This is a genomic window from Streptomyces sp. WAC 06738 (genome assembly GCF_003945505.1).
GTDB lineage: Bacteria > Actinomycetota > Actinomycetes > Streptomycetales > Streptomycetaceae > Streptomyces.
On record NZ_CP029618.1, the window covers coordinates 7,386,848 to 7,407,781 of the forward strand.

The 20,934-nt window shown below is 72.9% G+C and carries 18 protein-coding genes and 1 pseudogene; 11 read left to right on the top strand and 8 right to left on the bottom strand.

What is annotated here, in order from left to right; genetic code table 11:
• Positions 1–50: 50 nt before the first annotated feature.
• From DMB38_RS32145 to DMB38_RS32155, 3 genes are all read right to left on the bottom strand, one after another.
• Complete coding sequence (locus DMB38_RS32145; RefSeq protein ID WP_125938110.1) at positions 51–965, bottom strand: M56 family metallopeptidase; 915 nt, start codon at positions 963–965, stop codon at positions 51–53.
• Complete coding sequence (locus DMB38_RS32150) at positions 962–1,345, bottom strand: BlaI/MecI/CopY family transcriptional regulator (RefSeq protein ID WP_125938111.1); 384 nt, start codon at positions 1,343–1,345, stop codon at positions 962–964. The genes DMB38_RS32145 and DMB38_RS32150 overlap by 4 nt, the downstream gene beginning before the upstream one ends.
• A gap of 221 nt (positions 1,346–1,566) precedes the next feature.
• Complete coding sequence (locus tag DMB38_RS32155; protein ID WP_125938112.1) at positions 1,567–1,851, bottom strand: heavy-metal-associated domain-containing protein; 285 nt, start codon at positions 1,849–1,851, stop codon at positions 1,567–1,569.
• A 307-nt stretch (positions 1,852–2,158) separates the two neighbouring features.
• Between DMB38_RS32155 and DMB38_RS32160 the strand changes: the two genes are divergently transcribed.
• On the top strand, positions 2,159–5,323 hold the full coding sequence (locus DMB38_RS32160; RefSeq protein WP_125938113.1) for an amidohydrolase family protein: 3,165 nt from the start codon (positions 2,159–2,161) through the stop codon (positions 5,321–5,323).
• Between the two features lie 57 nt (positions 5,324–5,380).
• Here the strand turns inward: DMB38_RS32160 and DMB38_RS32165 are convergent, their stop codons facing one another.
• The 5 genes and pseudogenes from DMB38_RS32165 to DMB38_RS32180 form a co-directional block, all read right to left on the bottom strand.
• Positions 5,381–5,683: a hypothetical protein gene (locus tag DMB38_RS32165; RefSeq protein ID WP_125938114.1), complete on the bottom strand. Its 303-nt coding sequence runs from the start codon at positions 5,681–5,683 to the stop codon at positions 5,381–5,383.
• A 71-nt stretch (positions 5,684–5,754) separates the two neighbouring features.
• Positions 5,755–6,183: an Imm10 family immunity protein gene (locus DMB38_RS32170; RefSeq protein WP_125938115.1), complete on the bottom strand. Its 429-nt coding sequence runs from the start codon at positions 6,181–6,183 to the stop codon at positions 5,755–5,757.
• On the bottom strand, positions 6,180–6,956 hold the full coding sequence (locus tag DMB38_RS37305) for an RHS repeat-associated core domain-containing protein (protein WP_240662795.1): 777 nt from the start codon (positions 6,954–6,956) through the stop codon (positions 6,180–6,182). Before DMB38_RS37305 ends, DMB38_RS32170 begins: the two co-directional genes overlap by 4 nt.
• A gap of 155 nt (positions 6,957–7,111) precedes the next feature.
• Positions 7,112–10,735, bottom strand: a pseudogene (locus tag DMB38_RS32175) (DUF6531 domain-containing protein); the annotation flags it as partial.
• Positions 10,736–10,873: 138 nt separating this feature from the next.
• The gene (locus DMB38_RS32180; RefSeq protein ID WP_125938116.1) at positions 10,874–11,452 is read right to left on the bottom strand and encodes a TetR/AcrR family transcriptional regulator; all 579 of its coding nucleotides are present in this window, start codon (positions 11,450–11,452) and stop codon (positions 10,874–10,876) included.
• 80 nt (positions 11,453–11,532) lie between these two features.
• On the opposite strand from DMB38_RS32180, the gene DMB38_RS32185 reads away from it, so the two are divergent.
• The 10 genes from DMB38_RS32185 to DMB38_RS32230 all read left to right on the top strand — a co-directional run bounded on the left by DMB38_RS32185 (position 11,533) and on the right by DMB38_RS32230 (position 20,929).
• Complete coding sequence (locus DMB38_RS32185) at positions 11,533–12,609, top strand: FAD-dependent monooxygenase (RefSeq protein WP_125938117.1); 1,077 nt, start codon at positions 11,533–11,535, stop codon at positions 12,607–12,609.
• 263 nt (positions 12,610–12,872) lie between these two features.
• Positions 12,873–13,655 (top strand): fumarylacetoacetate hydrolase family protein, encoded by a 783-nt coding sequence (locus tag DMB38_RS32190; RefSeq protein ID WP_125938118.1) that lies wholly within the window; start codon positions 12,873–12,875, stop codon positions 13,653–13,655.
• Between the two features lie 191 nt (positions 13,656–13,846).
• A complete protein-coding gene (locus DMB38_RS32195; RefSeq protein WP_125938119.1) occupies positions 13,847–14,827 on the top strand; it encodes an ABC transporter substrate-binding protein in 981 nt (326 codons plus the stop codon).
• A gap of 105 nt (positions 14,828–14,932) precedes the next feature.
• Complete coding sequence (locus DMB38_RS32200; RefSeq protein WP_125938120.1) at positions 14,933–15,832, top strand: ABC transporter permease; 900 nt, start codon at positions 14,933–14,935, stop codon at positions 15,830–15,832.
• A gap of 110 nt (positions 15,833–15,942) precedes the next feature.
• Positions 15,943–16,731 carry an ABC transporter permease gene (locus DMB38_RS32205; RefSeq protein WP_125939422.1) on the top strand — a complete coding sequence of 263 codons (789 nt, stop codon included), beginning with the start codon at positions 15,943–15,945 and terminating at the stop codon, positions 16,729–16,731.
• The gene (locus DMB38_RS32210; protein WP_125938121.1) at positions 16,728–17,579 is read left to right on the top strand and encodes an ABC transporter ATP-binding protein; all 852 of its coding nucleotides are present in this window, start codon (positions 16,728–16,730) and stop codon (positions 17,577–17,579) included. The genes DMB38_RS32205 and DMB38_RS32210 overlap by 4 nt, the downstream gene beginning before the upstream one ends.
• Positions 17,576–18,520 carry a creatininase family protein gene (locus DMB38_RS32215; RefSeq protein WP_125938122.1) on the top strand — a complete coding sequence of 315 codons (945 nt, stop codon included), beginning with the start codon at positions 17,576–17,578 and terminating at the stop codon, positions 18,518–18,520. Before DMB38_RS32210 ends, DMB38_RS32215 begins: the two co-directional genes overlap by 4 nt.
• An 85-nt stretch (positions 18,521–18,605) precedes the next feature.
• Complete coding sequence (locus tag DMB38_RS32220) at positions 18,606–19,451, top strand: hypothetical protein (protein ID WP_125938123.1); 846 nt, start codon at positions 18,606–18,608, stop codon at positions 19,449–19,451.
• 46 nt (positions 19,452–19,497) lie between these two features.
• The gene (locus tag DMB38_RS32225) at positions 19,498–19,827 is read left to right on the top strand and encodes an extradiol ring-cleavage dioxygenase (RefSeq protein WP_125938124.1); all 330 of its coding nucleotides are present in this window, start codon (positions 19,498–19,500) and stop codon (positions 19,825–19,827) included.
• Complete coding sequence (locus DMB38_RS32230; protein ID WP_240662579.1) at positions 19,820–20,929, top strand: amidohydrolase family protein; 1,110 nt, start codon at positions 19,820–19,822, stop codon at positions 20,927–20,929. Before DMB38_RS32225 ends, DMB38_RS32230 begins: the two co-directional genes overlap by 8 nt.
• The last annotated feature ends 5 nt before the right edge of the window (positions 20,930–20,934 follow it).

Genomic DNA, 20,934 nt, shown 5'->3' on the forward strand with positions numbered 1-20,934 from the left:
CCTCGGCCCGGTGGGGTGGCGGTGGCCGGGGCTGCCGCCCCGCCCGCAGGTCAGCCCAGCGCCGGGGCGCAGGCGAGCAGCAGCGGCAGTAACGGCGCGGCGAGGGAGGCGGCGACCAGGCTCCAGCCGGTGACCCGGCGCGGCTTGTGCTGCGGGGCCAGTATCCGGCGCAGCCGGATCAGCGCCCCCGGGCCGCCGGCGCCGAACGCCGCCTCCGGGGCCTGGCCCGCCGCGACCTCGTACATCGCGGCCGCCAGGACGTCGCGCGGGTGCGACGACATCGCGCGGTCGTCCGCGATCATCTCCAGCAGCAGCGCGGTCTGTTCGCGGCCCAGCCTGGCCAGCGGCAGACCCGGGAAGGCGCGCCGGAACGCGCGGGTGGTGGCGTGCAGCAGGTGGTGGCGGCCGTCGAGGTGGGCGCGTTCGTGGGCCAGGACGGCGCGCAACTGCGCGTCGGTCAGCACGTCGAGGGCGCCCTGCGTCACCACGATGCGCCCGGACCTGCCGGGCAGGCAGTAGACGGCCGCGGCGGGGTGGTCCACCACCGTCACCCCGTACTCGGGGTCCTGGCGGCCGGCGAGCGCGAGCATGCCGAGGGAGCGGCGCCGCACGCGCCCCGTCTGCCGGAGGCAGTGCAGCAGCCAGCCGGTCGGCAGGAGGACGACGACGAGCGGCGGCAGCAGGAGCAGGGCGTCCGCCATGGTCGGCGCGGGGCTGCCGGTGGCGGCCCGGGAGAGGCCGCAGACGCTGAGCAGTCCGACGAGGCCGTCGTGCATGTGCTGCTCGGCGAGGGCCAGTTGGTAGCCGGCGGACGCGGTGGTGACGACGAACGCCGCCATCAGCCCCTGCCAGACGACCACCGCGACCTTCGGCGCCCGGTACGCCCACCGCGCCCCGGCCAGCGCGTACGGTGCCACCACCCCGGCGAGGGCTGCGTACGCGGCCAGCGCGAGGACGGTGGTCACGGACCGGCCCGCCGCTTCGCCGACCGCAGGTTCGCCGACCGCAGGGCGGAGCGCAGCGCGTCGACGTCCGCCGTCGACATCTGCTCCACGAAGCTCATCAGGGCGCCGGCCGGGTCGGGGTTGCTGCCGAGCGCGTCCTGCATCAGCGCGGCGGTGTACTCCTGGCGGGTCAGGGTCGGCTCGTACACCCAGGCCCTGCCGTTCTTCGCACGCCGGAGGACGCCCTTGCGGTGCAGGATGTCGGCGACGGTCTTGACCGTGCTGTAGGCGAGGGGCCGCGTCTTGTTCAGGTCCGCGAGGACGTCGCGTGCCGTCGCGGGCCGCCCCCAGCCCCAGAGGCGTTCCATGATCTCCGCCTCCAGCTCACCCAGACGTCGCACGCTCGCTCCCTTCGGGCCCGGCCCTGCGGTGGGCCGCGGCATCGGCGCGGCCTCATCGTAGTCGTCGCGCCGGCAGGGAACCGGGCCGGCGCGACGACGGCCGTTAAGGAACTTAGCGTTTCGCGTGCGGGAGGCCGCGTCAAGCGGTCGCTCCCGCTCCGGTGTTGGGGAGGCGGCCGCGGGCCGGGCGGTGGGATCACCGCCCGGCCCGCGGCCGCGGATCAGGCCCGGCCCACCAGCTCGTAGCCCGCCTCCTCGACCGCGCCGCGCACCTGCGCCTCGTCGAGCGCCGCTCCCGCCTGGACGGAGACCGTCCCGGTGGCGGCGTCGGCCTTGACGGAGGTCACGCCGGGGAGGGCGGAGATCTCCTTGGTGACGGACGCCTCGCAGTGCGCGCACGTCATGCCGCTGACGGTGAAGACGGTGCCGGTCTGCGGGGCGGCCTCGGTGGTGGCGCCGCCGCCGCAACTGCCGTCGGTGGAGCAGCAGGAGTTGCCTTCGCTCATGGTTCTTCCTCCGGGATGACAGGTGGAACGCGAGGGGCGTGTGCCGCACTCACCCGCCCGAGGTTAATACCCCTAGGGGGTATTCGCAAGTCGCTGTTCGATCTCCGCCGGAAGCCGGGAGCGGCCCCGCGCCGGGACACCATCCGCCCCACCGGCACCGGTGGCGGTCTACAACACCCGCGCTCCGCGGCGTACAACTGACGGACGGGCGTTCCGCAGGGCCGCCCGCTCGATCGGTCCGTATCGCCCTGAACTCCTCCGTATCGTCCCGTACTGCTCCTGTACCGAACGAGTCCCGGGAGGACCCTTGGACGCCGAGCTCTTCGACCTCTCCCGCCGCCGCTTCCTCCAGGCCACGGCCGCCGCCACCGCGGCCACCGCCGGCGCCGTCCTCGACACCCCGGCCGCCGCCGCCCCGCGCGCCGCCGCCGGCACTCTCTCCTTCACCGCCGCCACCAACGGCTCCGCCACCCTCGCCCCGGCCGGCGACCGCCTCGTCGCCGAAGTGCAGAACGTCCTCTGGTCGATCCCTCGAAAGGGTGGCGAGGCGACCGCCCTGACCACCGCGGGACTGGAGCCCAACCGCCCGCAGTTCGCGCCCGACGGCAGCCGCCTGGTCGTGTGCGCCTACCGCGGCGGCGGCTTCCACCTGTGGACCCTGCGGCCCGACGGCTCCGGGCTCACCCAGCTCACCGACGGGCCCCACGACGACCGCGCGCCCGCCTGGTCGCCCGACGGCGACCGCATCGCGTTCTGCTCGGAGCGCGGTGGCGACCCGGTGGCCGGCAGCCCGTACCGCATCTGGATCCTCACGGTCGCCACCGGCGAACTCGCGCAGGTCACCGGGCTGCCCGGCCAGCAGGGCCCCCACCAGGGCGGCGCCTGGGAGGACTTCGACCCGGCCTGGTCGCCGGACGGCGCGCGGGTGTTCTTCGTCCGTGCCGCGGTCGGCGACGGCGGGACGCTCGCGGCCCGCACCATCGCCTCCGTGGCCGCGGACGGCACGGGGGAGGTGCGCACCGAGCACACGGAGACCACCGGGGCGCAGGTGATGACCCCGGCGGTCGGCTCCGGCGGCCGGCTCGCGTACCTCCGTACGACGGCCGCGCCTTCGGCGTCGTGCACACTCGTCGTCGACGGCGCGCCCGTCGACCTCGGCGACGCGGACGTGTCGCCCGTACCGCCCCGCTGGATCTCCGGCGACGCGCTGCTCCTCACCGCCGGCGGCCAGTTCCGCATCGTGAACCCCGCGGCTCCCGCCGGGCCGGAGACCATCCCCTTCGCCGCCGCGCTGCCCGTCGACCGCCCGCGGTACCGCACCAAGGCGTACGACTTCGCCGACGGCGGCGTCCGCCGGGTACGCGCCGTCCACCTGCCCGCGCTGTCGCCCGACGGCCGCCGGCTGGCGTTCTGCGCCCTCGGCGCGCTCTGGACCGCGGACGTCACCGGCGGCGGCAGCCCGCGCAAGGTCCTCCAGGCGGAGAAGACCCGCTACGTGCTCGCCCCCGCCTGGACCCCCGACGGCCGCGGCCTGGTCTACGCCGACGACCGGGACGGCCTCTTCGCCGTCCGCCGCCGCGACCTCGATTCCGGCGAGGAGACCGTACTCGCCGACGGCGGCCGGGTCTTCCCCGCGCTCTCCCCGGACGGAACGCGGCTCGCGTGCATCGACATGACCGGCAACCTCGTCGTGACCGACCTCGCCTCCGGTACGGAGAAGGTGCTCGCCGCGCCGCTGGGCGCGGGCGGGCTGCCGGGCCGCCCGAGCTGGTCGCCGGACGGGCGCTACCTCGCGCTCTGCGACCGCAACCGGCTCAACCAGCGCTTCCGTGAGGGCTACAACCTCATCCGCCTCGTCGACGCCGCCACCGGCGCCGCCCGCCTCCACCCCGTCGCCCCGCACACCTCGATCTCCGACCGCTACGACTCGGGCCCCGTCTGGTCGCCGGACGGCCGGTGGCTGGCGGTGGTCGCGGAATCCGCGCTGTGGCTGCTGCCCGTACGGCCCGACGGCACCCCGGACGGCGACCCGCGGCAACTGACCGACGAGGCCGCCGACCACCCGTCCTTCTCCGGCGACGGCCGGCAGGTGGCGTACCTGTCGGCGGGGCGCGTCCGCATCGCCGACGTCGCCTCCGGCACCGCCCGCACGGTCCGCATCCCGCTCGACTACCGCCGCCCCGTCGCCCCCGACACCGTCGTGCACGCCGGGCGGCTCTGGGACGGCACCTCGGACGCCGTACGCGACGACGCCGACCTCGTCATCCGCCGCGGCCGTGTCACCGCCGTCGAACCGCACCGCGCCGGCCGCCCCGCGGAGCGCCGCGTCGACGCCTCCGCGCGCACCGTCATCCCCGGGCTCTGGGACGCCCACATCCACCCCTGGCAGTCCACCTACGGCGGCCGGCAGACCGCTCTGCAACTCGCGTACGGCATCACCACCGCGGTGTCGCTGGGCGGCTTCGCCTACGAACAGGCCCGCATCCGCGAGGCCGCCGACGCCGGCGAACTGGCGGGCCCCCGGCTGCTGGCCACCGGCGAACTGCTCGACGGCGCGCGCGTCGCGTACAGCATGGGCCGCGCCCACGGCACCCGGGACGGGCTGCGGCGCTCGCTGGCGCGGGCGGAGGGGCTGGACTGGGACTTCGTCAAGACGTATGTGCGCGCGCCCGGTTGGGTGATGGCGGAGGCGGCGGCATTCGCGCACGAGCGGCTGGGGGTGCGCAGCGGCAGCCACCTGTGCTCGCCGGGCATACAGCTCGGGCAGGACCTGACGACCCATCTGCAGGCCACGCAGCGGCTGGAGTTCGGCCACGCGACGACGGCCTCCGGGCGCGCGTACGCCGATCTCGTCGACATCTACGCCGCCACCGGCGACTTCCACCTCATCGCCACCCCCTTCACCGCGCTCCCGCTCCTCGGCGCCGACCCGGCGCTGGCCGAGGACCCGCGGGTGACGGTGCTGATGCCGCCGTGGGACACCGCGGCGGTCACGCAGCGCGCCGGACAGCCGCCCAGCGAGGCGGAGCTGCGGACCCTCGCCACGGAGACGGACGTCTACCGCCGGATCCTGGCCGCGGACGGCACCGTCGCCCTCGGCACCGACCAGCCGCTCGTCCCCGTGGGCCTCCACCTCCACCTCGCCCTGCGCGCCCTGCACCGCGCGGGCCTCTCCGCGGCCGAGGCACTCCGCACCGCCACGGTGCTCCCGGCCCGGGCCTTCGGCGCGGCGCAGGAACTCGGCACGCTGGAGCCGGGCAAGTACGCCGACGTGACGGTGATCGACGGCGACCCGTTCACGGACTTCGCCACCCTGGTGCGCACCGAGTCGGTCCTGCGCGGCGGCAGGCCGTTCGCGCAGGAGGACCTGGTGCGCTCCTTCGAACCGCGGGCGACCCCGCGCGCCGACGTGGACTGGCTGGACGTCGGCCGCCTCATGCGCCGCGACGGCTGCTGCGACACGGACCTGTAGCCCGGTGTGGACATGCCCCCGCTCACCGGGGGCATGTCCGCGGACGGAAGGAGAGACTCAGTCGGTCAGGAGGTGTTCCTCGACGACCGGTTCGGCCCACACCGTCCGCTTGAGGATGGGCTTCGGGACCGGCCGGCCGGTGGAATCATCAAGCAGAACGCCGCGGCGCCGGGGGCCGCACCGGATCACGTAGCGGATGCCCTCCACGTCCACCCGGCCGCAGAGCCCCGCCGCGGGGTCCATGTGGCCTTCGGCGATCTCGACCCGCCAGCCCATCTGGCGTGCCTTGATCACCCACACCTCCAGGGCGCGGGTGAGGATCTCCTCCCGGGAGCCGACTGCGGAAAGGGGATGGACCATCTCGCACGGATCCTGCCGATTCGCCGCCGCCAGCGCAGCGGCCGGCGAATCGGCAGGCGTGTCTGCCGGGCTCATGCGGTTTCCAGCTCGAGGGATCGCGGGTGCTGGGCCGGGTTGCCGTAGGTGAGTACGCGGCGCAGTCCGTCGGCGAGGAGCCGTACCGCGTCCTCTCCCACTTTCAGCGAGATGCGCAGGTCGTCGGCGCGGGAGCCGAGCCCCAACTCCTCCGCGGCCGCCGCGTCCAGGCTCAGCGTCAGGCGGTTCTTGTGGAGGCGGGCGGCGGTCACGCCGCCGTACTGTACGGCTCCCTCTTCGTTCATCAGACAGTAGGTGTCCAGCCCCAGCCCGGTCTGCTGTACGTCCGGCGGCTGCAGGGAGCACTGCAGGATCAGGTTGCGCCCGCCACCGTCGCTGTCTTCACCCAGAGCCACGGTCAGGACCTGATCGGGCTCGTTCATCTCGACGGAGGTGATACGTGCGGTCCAGTTGGCTGCGCTCATCCCAACGGCCTTCCTGCTTGCCACCAGTTTCCGTTGCCCCACATGTAGACGAAGTTCGCCCCCGTCTCCTCCGCGGCGCGGTTCATCGCCCCCATACACTGCGGGCAGGGCGGCCTCGTCCCGTTCAGGACGACACTATCGCCTGGGCCCACCGGTGCGAGATTCGCGTACGGATCGCCTGGGATCGGCCGGGTGGGCGAGCCGCCGGACATACGCGCCGCTCTGTTCTCGGTATGACTCGCCATGGCGCCGTTCGGCCAGCCGAGCGCCTGTTCCTGCGGTGTCTGGTAGCCGCTGCGGAGTGAGTACTCCACGCGTACCGACCCGTCGGGATTGTGCACGGAAACATCCGCGTAGTGCGTACATCGGGCGAGACCCAGCGGGTCGGCCCACGTGTACGGGTTGGGCACGTACGCGTAGGGGTTGGGCGCCGGCGCCAGGCCGAGGGGGTCGGGCGTGGTGTAGCGGCCGGTGTCGGGGTCGTAGTGCCGGTGGAAGTTGTAGTGAAGCTGCGTCTCGGGGTCGAAGTACTGGCCCGGGAATCGCAGGGGGGTGTACGCGGTCGCGTCCCGGTTCCATGTCGTCGCGCCCCACAGCGTCGAGCGGGCGTGCCAGGCGATGCTGCCGTCCTCGCCGGCGAGTTCCGTGGGTGAGCCGACCAGGTCCGTGACGATGGTGAAGAAGCGCTCGTCGATGACGTCCTGGGGGGCTTCCGCCCCCGTGATGCGCTCGGACTGGGCCAGTGGGTGCAGACCGTCGTACTCCCAGGACACGGTGACAGGGTTCGGCAGGTCCGGGACGCGGTGGTCTGCTCGATGAGCGTGGCGCCGTCCCAGGTGAAGTCGGTCTGCTCGGCGACCGATCCGTCCTCGGCCAGCCGCTGCTTGGCGATCCTGCGCCCGAGTGGATCGTAGAGGTATTGCCAGCGGGTCCCGTCCGGCGTGACGACCTGTGTCAGGCGGTCTTCGTCATCCCAGGTGTACCGCCACACATCGGCCCTGCGGGAGATCCTCGTCTTTCGCCGCAGGACGATCCGCCCCTGCCGGTCGTACTCGTAGCGGATGCGCCCGGCCCGGACCACACGTGACCCGGCGAAGTCCCGGGTGCCTGCGGCGTCCGCGGACGCCAGCGCGGCGGGCCACTGCGAACGTGTCTGGTTTCCGATCTTGTCGTAGTCGTAATGCTCGGTCCAGTCACGTGCCTGCACGACGTTGACCCGCCCGGCGGGGTCCAGTTCGAACCGCCGCTGCCCGTGGACGGAGTCATCCACGCGTACGACGTGCCCGTCCGGGCGGTAGGTGTAGCCGCGTCGGCGATCGATGCCCGCCGCCGACTCCAGCACCTGCTCGGTCAACCGGCCGTCGGCGCTCCACGACTGCGTCAGCGAGAGGGCGTCGCCGAGCCGGCGGCCGGTCTCGCGCCCCAGTGCGTCCCTGAGGAACTGCAGGGTGTGTCCGGAACTCTGCAACCTGGTGCGATTGCCGGCGGGGTCGTAGGTCCAGGCCGACTCGAAACCCATCGGGGTCCGCCGTTGGACGGCTCTGCCGCAGACGTCGTACTGGTAGGTGACGGTTCGGCCGTTGACCGTCTCCGTGGTGATACGGCCGAGTTCGTCCCGCTCACGCTGGAGACGCGCATGCCCGCCGACGGCGGCGGTGAGCCGCCCGCACGCGTCGTATTCGAAAGCGGTCCGCCCGTCGCCCGTCTCCACGTGCACGACGTTGCCCAGGGAGTCGTAGCTGTACGCGACGCGTCGCCCCGCACCGTTGGTGCGCATGGTGAGCCGGTCTGCAGCATCGTACGCATAGCGGATCGTGCGCTCGTCGAAGTCCGTCTCGGCTACCAGGCGGCCGGCCGCGTCGTACTCGTAGCTCCACGTGAGGCCCAGCGGGTTGGTGACCCGGGTGAGGCGGAGCATGTGGTCGTGCTCGAAGTGATGAGATCGGTCGTCTGCGTCGGTCCGCGAGCTCATCAGGTCGAAGTGCGTGTACGCGAAGACCGACTCGATGCCGCCCGCATTCCGCTGCCGGATGCAGTTGCCCTCGCCGTCGTACGTCCAGCTCTCCGTCGCACCATCGGGGTGGATGCGGGACGCGAGCCTCCCCTCCGGTGTCCAGGTCAGCCGGGTTCGCGCGTCGAGGGGATCCGTGACCTCGACGAGCCGCCCGAAGGCGTCGTGCCGGAACCGGGTCGAGGCCCCGAGCGGGTCGATCACCTCGACGGGAAGGCCGGCAGGGTCGCTCCGCACGAGGACCCGGCCGCCTGCGGGATCCGTGATCTCGGCCGGATTCCCACGGTCGTCGTACGCGTAACCGGTGGTCGCACCGCCGGGGTCGGTCACGGTGAGCCGGTTGCCCCGGTCGTCATAGGTCTGCGTCCAGACGGCACCGTCCGGTTCCTCCACTCTCTCCGGGAGGCAGAGCGAGTTGTATGACGCCGTCCAGGCCAGGCCGTCCGGTCGGACGATCCGGGTGACGCAGCCGAACCTGTCGTGGGTGAATGAGGTGCGGTGGCCCAGCGGATCGGTGCGCGCGACGAGTTGCTGGTCGTCGTCGTACTGGAAGCGCGTGGTGTGGCCGAGTGGGTTCACCTCAGCGACCACCAGGGACCGTGCGTTGACGTGATAGCGCCACACCGTCCCCGTCGGATCGGTGACGGTGGTGACCTGGTCTCTGCTCTCCTCGCCGGCCGTCGCGTACGCGATCGAGAAGGCGAGATGGCCTGCCTCGCCGCCCTCGCTGACGCAGCGGTTCTGGTCGTCGTAGGTGTAGTCGTAGCGCCTTCGGTTGGTGTCGGTACAGGAGACGACTCGGGCGGAGGCATCGTATGCGTACCGGAAGGGGACGTCACACGAGTCGGTGACCTCGGTGAGGTTTCCGGCCGTGTAGGCGTACCGGGTGAGGAGTTGGTCACTGCCGTCCGCACGCGCCCCGGCCAGATGGAGTGCTGTGATCTGAGCGCCATCGGTGGTGATCTTGAGGTGATATCCGCAGGAATGGCGGATGCCTGTGGGGGCACCGGCCTCGTCCCACTCGAATGTCAGGTTGTTGCCGTTGCGGTCCGAGACTTCCGCGACGGGGGCGATGCCGTCTCGCGGCGGAAGGAAGGTTCGGCGCAGCCCGGTTCGGGGATCCGAGACCGAGTAGGCACCCGTCTCCGTGAGCGTCAGCGGCCAACGGGGGCCGTCGTCGGGGAGTACGTCCGCGACCTCGTCCGCCGGGTGATCGTAGGAAAGGATGAGCCCGTCTTCGGTGACGAAGAGTATTCCGTCCTCGTCGATCTCCAGGTGCTGATCGACGGTTGAGGACCAGGACGGACCGAACCACCATCCCAGGCGATAGGCAGAGTCCACTCTGCGGGTGAAGGTCAGTGGCAGCGCTCCGGCGAGGCTGATGTCGGTGTGCTCCAAGAACATCCTGCCTGTGGCCAGGTCCACAGGGTCTGTCGTTCCTTTGCTCACCAGGTTCTTCAGTCGGCAATAGGCGCCTTTCATGGCATCGCCGAGGGTGGTGCGTGCAGCCTGAGCCAGCCCGCGTATGCCGGCGGACATGCTCTTCAGCCCGCCCTTGACGGCGGCCATGCCGCCCTTGAGTCCCTTCAGTCCTCTGGCGAGGCCGCCGAGGGTGGTGAGGCCCTTCATGCCGGGGATGCAGTCGAGGGCGGCGAAGGCGACGTCCCACAGAGATGCCTCGCCGTTCATGTACTTCATCAGTGTGTCGGCGAGGACCACGAGGGCGGCGGCGAGGACGACCCAGGCGAGGGGTCCGCCGATGATGAGGACGACGATGCCGAGGACGGCGACGATGACCTTGCAGACGGTGACGATGGTGTCCCAGTTGTCCTTGACCCAGTCGACCGCCTTCTCCCACCACTTGCGGTTCTGAATACCGGCATCCGAGGCTTCTTCGAGTTTGTCCTTCGCCTCGGAGGCGGCGTCCTCGCGCATCTTCTTGGCGTCGGCGGCCATCTTCTTGGCGGCTTCGAGGCCGCCTTGGGCGTTGTCGACGGCTGTCTGCGCGGAGGCGCGGGCGGACTTGGCGTCGGTGGCGTTGCGGGTCGCGGCGCGTACCTCGGACTCGTCGGGCTTCTCCTTGCCCTCCTTCCCGTCGTACTCCTCCGTCTTCTTCGTCGCCCGATCCACCCACGAATTCGCCGAATCAAGACGCCCGTTGGCGGCGGTCAGATCACTCTGCGCCTCACGGCCCTTCGCCAGCGCCTTGTCGGCCAGCGACTGGGCCCGCTCCAGCTTCGGCCAGTACGCCGCCAGCGCATCCCCGGCGAGATCGTAGGAGCGCTGGAGCTTCTTGAGGTTCTTGGGGACCTCTTCGAACTCGTCCTGGAACGCCTTCGCGGTCTTCCCCGCCCAGCGAAGGAGGGCGTCCTCACCGGCCATGCCCTTGATCTGCCGCAACGCATCCGCCACGTCATCGGCGAAGTCATGTAACTCACGCGCCAACTGCTTCACCCGCTCCGGATCTCCCGGCGTCGGGTCCTCATCCAGATCGAGCACATGCCAATCCGTCGGACGAGTTCCCACCAACGCCACCTCCACCGTCGCGTGGTCGACACACCGGCGCTCGAACAAAGTTAGCGGCGACTACTCGTGCGAGTGAAGGCGGGCGTTACCAATGGGGGCGCGTGACGGGCGGGAACGCCGACTCCGCTCGGCGGGTGCGGGGCAGGCCGTTTGTCAGGCTCGTTCGTTCGGCGCGGTCGGGGGCAGGAATGCGGTGAGCACCGTGCGGATGCCCGGTGCGGGGTCGAAGTCCGGTTCCGGGGTGGCGACCTGGTGGAAGATCAGGCCGTCGAGGTAGTCGAAGAGGATCCGGCAGTGCTCCCGCGGCACCGGTGAGCCGGCCTCCGCCAGCCAGGCCGAGGTCAGCTCGATCATCGCCTCACGCGCGCGGCTCAGCGGCTCCCGTACCTCGGGCCGGACGATGCCCTCCAGGGCCAGCGCGTAGCGCGCGGCGGTCCGGTGCCGGCCGGGGCCCAGGACGTGGCGGACCGTCCGGGTCAGGGCGTCGGCAAGGGCGTCGGGGCCGCCGCCGGCCGGGGCGGCGGCGAAGCGCTTCCAGTCGCGGGCGTCGAGTGCCTCGAGGTGGGCCACGACGCCGGTGACGAGGAGGGCGCGGCTGCGGAAGTGGTTGGACGTGGTGCCGGCGGGGACGCCCGCCGCCGTGTCGACCGCCTGGTACGTCAGCCCGCGCAGCCCGCCGGTGCCGAGCACCTTCACCGCCGCGTCCAGCACTTCTCCGCGCCTGCCCGGCATCCGCTGTATCCCCTCGTCGACCTGCTGTGATCTGCACTATAAAAATAGTACGACCACTACAAACATAGTAGCCTGGCCGCATGTCCAGGAAAGCGATCATCGTGGGCGGCGGCGTCGGGGGCCTCGCCGCCGCCGTGCAGTTGCAGGCCGACGGCTGGGACGTCGAGGTCCGCGAACGCGCCCCCGCCCTGCCCCGCGCCGGTACGTCGCTCGGGCTGTGGCCCGGCGCGTTGCGGGCGCTCGACGGCCTCGGACTCGGCGACAGGGCCCGGCGGCTCGCCCGGCCCGCGTCGTACGGCACCTTCGTACGCGCCGACGGCGGACTCATCGGGAACGTCGACATGGCCGCCCTGCGTCGCCGCGCCGGCGACCCCGTCCACGTCATCTCCCGGCCCGCACTGCTGGAGACGCTGGCGGACGCGCTCTCCGCCGGGATCGTCCGCTACGGCTCCGCGGTGGGCGACGTGCGCGAGCTCTCCGGGTACGACGTGGTCATCGCCGCCGACGGCCTGCGCAGCCCGGCCCGTACGGTGCTCTTCGGCGACGCCTACCGTCCCCGCTACGCAGGCGTGACCGCCTGGCACGGCACCGCCGGCCTCGACACCGACGGGATGACCGAGACCTGGGGGCGGCGGGCCCGGTTCGGTGTGCTCCCGCGCGCGGGTGGGAGCACCAACTGGTTCGCTTGCGCCCCGGCGGAGGAGCGCGTGCCCGTGCCGGGCGGCGATCTGGCCGCCCTCCGGGCGTGGTTCGGCGACTGGCACCCCGGCGTGCGCCGGGTCGTGGACCACCTGGCGGAGACCGGCGGCGGGAGCGTGCGGCGCAACGACCTCTACGACCTCGCCGCGCCCCTGCCCAGCTACGTCAGCGGCCGCGTCGCCCTCGTCGGCGACGCGGCCCACGCGATGACACCCGACCTCGGCAGGGGTGCCTGCGAGGCACTGGTCGACGGTGTGACGCTGGCCGGGGAACTCACCGCGCGTACGCGCGTCGAAGACGCCCTCGCCGCCTACGACCGGACCCGCCGCGGGCCCACCCAGAAGCTCGCGCGCGCCGCACGGATGATGAACCGCGCGGTGCACACCCGCCGCCGGATCGCGCCGGTGCGGAACGCGGCCATGCGCCTCTTCCTTGCCGTCGGCAGGCCGCCGGCCTGAACGCAACTCCGGTGTTCTCATGAGTGCGCCCCGACCCTGAGGACCAGGGCGCGGCGCAGGGCGGCGGGGCGGGTGGGGCGGGGATGCGGAGGTGAAGCGAGCTGCGGCCGTGCCTGGGCGCAGGTGGCGGCGGGCTCCGGAACTCATTGCTATCAATCTATTGATTGCAATGTTTTCTTGTCCCATACTCAGGGACCAGCGCGCACCGCGTTGATCGATGCGGCCGTTCCCACGGCCGCGTGTCCGGGAGGGAGGCGGGGCCCATGAGCGTATGGACGGTCGAGCGCACCGTCGACGAACTGCTCCGCCGCGAGCGGGAGCGTCGCGACGGCGGGCGGATCACCGACGAGTGGCCCGCTCTCGACCTGGACACGGCCTACCGCGCGCAGGACGAGCTGCTGGCCCGCAAGGTCGCCGCGGGGGAGCGGGTGATCGGCGTCAAGCTGGGGCTGACGTCCGCCGCGAAGCAGCGGCGGATGGGCATCGACGCCCCGCTGACCGGCTGGCTCACGGACGCGATGGTGCTGCCGGCCGGGGAGCCCGTACCGCTGGCGGAGACCATCCACCCGCGCGTCGAGCCCGAGATCGTCTTCACCCTGGGCCGGCGGCTCGCCGGTCCCGGGGTGACGGAGGCGAGCGCGCTCGCCGCCGTCGCGGAGGTACGTGCCGGGTTCGAGGTCATCGACAGCCGCTACCGCGACTTCAGCTTCGCCCTTCCCGACGTCGTCGCCGACAACGCCTCGTCGTGCCGGTTCGCCGTCTCCGCGGACCCCGTGGACCCGGCAGGGCTCGACCTCGCCGCCGAGACCTGCACGCTCACCGTCGACGGCGTGGTCGTCGACACCGCCACCGGCGCGGCCGTCCAGGGCCACCCGGCCCGGGCGCTCGCGCTCGCCGCCAACGCCCTGTCCCGGCGCGGGATCGCCCTCGAAGCAGGGTGGACCGTGCTCACCGGCGGGCTCACCGACGCCGTGTTCGTCGAACCCGGGCGGACGATCTCCGCCGAGTTCGCGACGCTCGGCACCGTCACCGCCGTCGGCGGCTGAGGCGCCGCACCACCCACCGCGCCCCGCCCCGGCCCCGTTCCTCCCTCACGGGCCCCGGCCCCCGCCGCCGTACGCGGCGCCCGGCCCGTCCCGCACGCCTACGTCATTCCCCCTCGCCCGCCGTCCCCGCCGTGCCCGTAGCGGCCGCCGACGGCCACCCCATCGATCGTTCACGCAGCAGGGAGTCCGGTATGCCGTCATTGCGCCGTCGTCACAGAGTCCTCTCCATAGCGGCCGGAGCCGCTCTCCTCCTCACCGCCGCGACCGCCTGCGGCTCGGACGGCGGGGGAGAGGACACCGGCTCGGGACCCACGGACATCACCCTCGGGGTCATTCCCATCATCGACATCGCACCCGTCAAACTCGGCATCGAGAAGGGCTTCTTCAAGGAGCAGGACCTCAACCCGAAGCTGCAGAACTCCCAGGGCGGCGCCGCGATCACCCCCGCGGTCGTCAGCGGCGACTACCAGTTCGGCTACTCCAACATCGTCAGCCTCCTCATCGCCAAGAGCGAGGGCGTGCCGGTGACGATGCTCTCGGTCGGGGCGCGCGCCTCCGACGACGTGCTCGACGACGGCTCGGGCCAGCTCATGACCAAGGACGACGGCATCGAGGACGTCGCCGATCTGGAGGGCAAGACCATCGCCGTCAACACCCTCCTCGGCATCAACGAGGTCGCCGTACGCGCCAGCCTGGAGGACGCGGGACTGGACCGGGACGCCGCCAAGCTCGTCGAGGTGCCCATCCCCGACATGCCCGCCGCGCTCGACAAGGGCAACGTCGACGCCGCCATGCTGAGCGAGCCGTTCATCAGCATCGTGGAGAAGGACGGCGGGCACGCGCTGCCCGTCAGCTACGCCGGCATGGGCAAGCAGCTCCCGTTCGCGGGCTGGTTCGCCTCCGAGTCGTACGCGGGCGAAAACCCCGAGGTCGTCGAGCGCTTCACCAAGGCGCTGCAGAAGTCCCTGCGCTACGCCGAGGAGCACCCGGACGAGGCGCGCGCCGTGCTCAACACCTACCTCGACCTCGACCAGGGCCTCACCGACGACCTGACGCTCCCCGGCTGGAACCCCGATTCCGACCGCGACGAGATCGCCGGCCTGGCCCAACTGACCGCCGACGCCGGTCTGATCGACAACCTCGACCCGCTGGACGACCTGCTCGCCGACTGAGCGCCGCACCCCCGCCGGCCCGTGCCGGCGGCCGGGCCGCCGCCGGCCCCCTGCTCTGCCCCGAGGAGCACCCGACCCACCAGCCCCAAAGATGCCGGAGAAGACGTGAGAGTTCACCAGAGCGCCGACACCGGGCGGCCGCCCGCGCCGTCGCCGGCGGCGGACCGGCCCCCGGACCCGCCCGCCGCGGCCGTCCCCGCCACCCACGCACCCTCGCCCGCGGCCCGGCTGAAGGCCGTGCCCGACGCCGCGCTCGGCGTCCTCGGCATCGTCCTCTTCGCCGGCGTGCTGGAGCTGCTGCCGCGCGTGGGCGCGGTGCCCGCCAAGTACCTGCCGCCGTTCAGCGAGATGGTCCGCGCGCTCGGCGACGAGCTGGGCTCGTCGGTCTTCTGGACCGCCCTGCTCGACACCGTGGAGGGCTGGGCGTACGGCCTGGCCATCGCCCTGGTCGCCGGCACCGTGCTGGGGCTGGTCATCGGCGGCGTCGAGGTGCTGCGCAGGGCCACCGCGTCCACCATCGAGTTCCTCCGCCCGATCCCCTCAGTGGCGCTGATACCGCTGGCGGTGCTCGTGCTGGGCACCGGCCTCGGCTCGACGCTGCTGCTGGTGGTCTACGCGGCCTTCTGGCCCGTGCTCCTCCAGGTGCTCAGCGGCGTCCGCGACGTCGACCCGGTCGCCCGCGACACCGCCGTCGGCTACGGCTTCTCGCCCTGGGCACGGCTGCGTTACGTGGTGTGGCCCACCACGCTGCCGTACCTGATGACCGGGCTGCGGCTGGCCGCCTCCGTGGCGCTGATCCTGGCCGTCAGCTCCCAGCTCATCATCGGCAGCCCCGGGCTCGGCAGCGAGATCGCCCGCGCCCAGTCGAGCAACGCGATCCCGCGCATGTACGCGCTGGTGCTGGTGGCCGGCGCGCTCGGGGTCTGCGTGAACGTGCTGGCCCGGTTCCTGGAGCGGCGCGTGCTCTCCTGGCACACCTCGGTGCGGACGGAGGCCGGCGCGTGAGCGGCGTCACCGGTACGAAGACCGCGAAGACCGGAAAGACCGGGCAGCCCGTGAAAGCAGTGAAACCCGTGCAACCCGCCGCGGACGCGGAGAGCCGCGGGCGCCGGGGGCTGCGGCTGCTGAAGAGCGGCGCGGTGCACCTGGCGTACCTCCTCGGGCTGCCCGCCGCGCTGCTGGCGCTGTGGTGGGTGCTCGCCGCGCGCAGCACCAACTTCTACTACCCGACGCTGGACGAGATCCTGGCCGCGTTCGCCGAGACCTGGTTCTCCGACCGGATCGTCGACGACGTGCTGCCCAGCCTCGGCCGGCTGGCCGCCGGCTATCTGGGCGCGGCGGTCATCGGCATCGCCCTGGGCGTCCTCCTCGGCACCCGGCCGAGGATCCGGGCGCTGCTCGAACCGGTTCTGGAGTTCTTCCGCGCCGTGCCGCCGCCGGTGCTCATTCCCGTCCTCATGCTGGTCGCCGGCATCGGCGACACCATGAAGATCGTGGTGATCATCTCCGGCGCCCTGTGGCCGGTGCTGCTCAACACCGTCGAAGGAGTGCGCGCGATCGACGAGGTGCTCTCCGACACCGCGCGCTGCTACGGCCTGACCGGCACCGCCCGGCTGCGCCGCCTGGTGCTGCCGGGCGCGGCACCGCAGATCGTCGCCGGGCTGCGGCAGGCGCTCTCGATCTCGATCATCCTCATGGTGATCAGCGAGATGTTCGCCAGCTCCAGCGGTCTGGGCTTCACCGTCGTGCAGTTCCAGCGGTCGTTCGCCATCCCGGAGATGTGGAGCGGCATCCTGCTGCTCGGTCTCCTCGGCTTCGCCCTGTCGCTGCTCTTCGCCCTCTTCGAGTCCCGAGTCCTCGGCTGGTACCGCGGCCTGAGGCAGTCGCAGCGAGGTGAGAAATGACCGGCACGAAGGTGGCCCCGGCCACTGAGGAGAGCGCGGGCGCGCTCGCCGTCCGCGGGGTGCGGAAGGTCTACCAGGGCTCGGGGCGGACCGTCGAGGCCGTCCGCGACCTGACCTTCACCGTCGGCGCGGGCGATCTGACCTGCATCGTCGGCCCGTCGGGCGCCGGCAAGACGACGCTGCTGAAGTGCGTCGCGGGGCTGCTCGCGCCCACGTCGGGCGAGGTGCGGCTCGGCGGCGCGCGGGTGCAGGGCCCGCCGCCGGGCATGGCGGTGGTCTTCCAGGAGTACGGGCGCAGCCTCTTCCCGTGGATGACGGTCGGCGCGAACGTCGAGCTGCCGCTGAAGCAGAAGAAGATCGCCAAGGCGGAGCGGGCGGCGCTGGTGGCGCAGGCGCTGGAGTCCGTCGGGCTCGCCGACGCCCCGGCCGCGTACCCCTGGCAGCTCTCCGGCGGCATGCAGCAGCGCGTGGCCATCGCGCGCGCCATCGCGTACGAGCCGAAGGTGCTGCTCATGGACGAGCCGTTCGCCGCCGTGGACGCGCAGACCCGGGCGGAGCTGGAGGACCTGACCCGCTCGCTGTGGCGGAAGCTGGGCATGACGGTGCTGTTCGTGACCCACGACATCGACGAGGCGGTCTACCTGGGCGAGCGGGTGCTGGTGCTGTCCGCCTCGCCGACCGTGGTCATGGAGGACATCGCCGTCGACCTGCCCGCCGAGCGCGAGCAGTTGACCACCCGCGCGCTGCCCCGCTTCGCCGAGCTGCGCGCGGCGGTCTACGGCCAGGTGCAGCGCGCCAAGACCTTCCACTCCGCCGCCCCCGCGGCCGGTGCGGGGGGCCGGCCGTGACGGGCGGCGGAGTGGACGGCACGGCCACCGGGCCGGCCGGGCCCGGCGGGCCCGCCGGAACGGACCCGGCGACGGACGTGTTCGCGGACACCCTCGCCGAGCTCACCTGGTACGAGGTCGAGCGCGCGGCCCGCGGCGGTGCGGTGCTGCTCTGGGCCTTCGGCGTGATCGAGCAGCACGGCCCGCACCTGCCCGCCGGCACCGACGTCTACCTCCCCGGCGCCCGGCTGCGCGAGGTGCGGCGGCTGCTGGCGGCACGCGGCATCGAGGCGCTCATCGTGCCGCCGTACTACTGGGGCATCAACGTCGTCTCCGGCAGCTTCCCGGCCTCGTACGGGATCCGCCCCGAGCTGATGGAGCAGGTCATGGCCGACCTGTTCGCCGGCATGGCGGGCGACGGCTTCCGGCACGTCTTCTGCTTCTCCGGCCACGGCGACGCGCTGCACAACCGCACCGTCCACGCCGGCGTACGGGCGGGCCGGGAGCGTACCGGCGCCGACATCAGCTTCGTCATGGAACCGGAGCTGGCGCAGCGGCTCGGCCTCGACCCGGACGACCCGGCGCTGACCGTGCACGCCTCCGCGGCGCCCGCCGGAACGGCGCGCGGCGGCCGGGTGGCCGTCTCCTCGCCGGGATCCGCCGCGGGCGGCGCAGGGCCGGGCGAGATCGACGTGCACGCCGGACGGTGGGAGACGTCGGTGATGCTGCACACCCACCCCGGCCTGGTCCGCGACGAGGTACGCGCCACCCTGCCCGCCACCGGCCACGGGCTCTCCGAACTCGCCGTGTGGCGGCGCGGCTACGACGACGCCCGGCGCGTCACCCCGCGCGGCTACTTCGGCGACCCCGCCGCGGCCACCGCGGACGAGGGGCGGCGGCTGCACGCCACCGCCGCCGAACTGGCCGCCGACGCCATCGAGGAGCGGCTCGCCCCCGGCTGACCCACCGCCCGGCGGGCGGGCCCGGGCGCGTACCGCACGCGCACCGCACGACAGTTCAACGACACACGACAGGAGCAGAGGAGCAATGGCAGAGATATGCCTGGCCCTGGCCGCGAGCCACACGCCCGGCCTCACCGGCTGGTTCGACAAGGCGCCCGAGCCCGAGCGCCGGGTGGTCACCGAGGCGTACGACGCCGTGCACGACGCCGTCGTCGCCTCCGGCGCGGACGTGCTGCTCGTCGTCGGCAACGACCACGTCGCCAACGCCCGGGTGAGCGACTACGCCGACTTCACCTTCGGTCTCGCGGCGGAACACCGCGGCCCCGACGAGTGGTTCAAGCCCTGGCTGCGCGTCGAGGACTACGTGCTGCCCGGCGATCCGGGCGTCGCGGCGCGCCTCTTCGAGGCCGTCAGGGACACCGGCCCCGGCGTCCGCGCCGAGCCCGGCGACCTGCGCTTCGACGACAACCTCTCGGTGCCCACCGCCATGGCCCGGCTCGTCGAGACCGGCGTCAGGGTCGTGCCGGTGCTGCAGAACTGCACCGTCCCCCCGGTCCCCGACGAGCGCGCCTGCTACGCCTTCGGCGAGGCGCTGGGCGAGGCGATCCGCGCCCTGCCCGACGGGCTGCGCGTCGGCCTGCTCGGCTCCGGCGGCCTCAGCCACGAGCCCGGCGGGCCCCGCTACCTGGACATCGACGAGAAGTTCGACCGCTGGTGGCTCGACCTGCTCCAGGAGGGCGACCACGAGCGGATCCTCACCGAGGCGACCTTCGACCGCATGGAGCAGGCCGGCTCCGGCGGCACCGCCGAGCTGCTCTCGTGGGTGGTCGTCATGGGCGCCATCGGGCCGCGCCCGTGCACCTCGCTGGGGTACGTCGCGGTCGAGCAGTGGCGCTGCGGCGTCGGCGCCGTGCAGTGGCACCTGGACTGACCGCCGGCACCCGTCACGCCGCCCGTTCACTACAGAAGGACACCTGATGGCACTCGACCATTTCGATCCGCGGCTGCGGACGAACGACCTGGTGCAGGAGCTGAAGTGGGACCGCGAGCTGCGCGCCCGCTTCGAGACCTCCGAGGCGGAGGTCCTGGCCGCGTACCCCCTCACCGAGGAGGAGCGCGCCGCGATCGCCGCGCGCGACTTCCGCCGCCTCTACCACCTGGGGCTCCACCCCTACCTGCTGTCGCAGCTCGCCCGGCTGATCTACGGCACCGGCGAGAAGGCCGGCACCTCGGAGGCGGCGACGGCGCTCATCCGCTCGCTGCTGGGGGACGAGTACGAGACCTACATGGCAGCGCGCGGTGACTGACACGCTGACCGGCACGGGGACCGCACCCCCCGCGCCCGTGGTCGACATCCATACGCACGCCATGCCCCTGCCGCTGCTGCGTGCGCTGGAGCGGGAGGGGCGGGCGGACCTGTCCGGGGCCGCGGACCACGTGCTCACCCTGGACCCGGCGCTGTGCGGGCTGCCCGCGGGGGCGCCGGTGCCGCTGCCGCCCGAGCAGTACGCCATGGACCGCAGGATCGCCCTGCTCGACGCCTCCGGCGTCGACCACCACGTGGTGGCCGCGCCGCCGTTCCTCTTCGCCTCGCAGGCCACGGACGACGCGCTGGCGCTGGAGCTGGCCCGGCGCTCGAACGACGCGCTGGCGGAGTTCGCCGCGGGCTCCGGCGGCCGGCTGCACGGGCTGGCGACCGTACCCGTCGGCCATCCGGGGGCCGCCGCGGAGCTCACCCGGGCGCTGGACGAACTCGGCCTGGTGGGCGCCACGATGGGCACCTACGGCGCCGGCCGCGAGCTGGACCACCCGGTCAACGAGGACCTCTGGTCGGTGCTGGCGGCGCGCCGCTGCTTCACCCTGCTCCACCCGAGCCGGGTCTCGGAGCGCGACCGGCTCGCCGACTACCACCTCGTCCAGCTCCTCGGCTATCCGCTGGAGACCGCCCTCGCCGTCTCCCGGCTGATCTTCGGCGGCGTACTCGAACGGCACGAGCTGACCCTCTGCCTCGCCCACGGCGGCGGCTGCGCGCACGCCGTCGGCGCGCGGCTCGACCTGGGCTGGCACCGCAAGCCGGTGGCGCGGGTGGTCGGCAGCGAGCCGACGGAGTTCCTGCGCCGGCTGCTGTACGACACGGCGGTCTTCGACGTACGGACCATCGCCCGGCTCGTGGAGGACGTCACCGCCCGCAACGTCCTGCTGGGCACCGACACCCCGTTCGACCTCATGGACGACCGGCCGCTGGAGACCGTGCGCCGCATCGGCCTCGACGCCGCGGACGAGGCCGCGATCCTCGGCGGCAACGCCGCCGCGCTGCTGCCGGGCCTCGGCCTCGGTACCGGGCCCGCGCGGGGCGCCGGCGGGCGCTCGCTACCCTCGCCATCCCATTCCATCCAGTCGAAGGGCTGAGGACA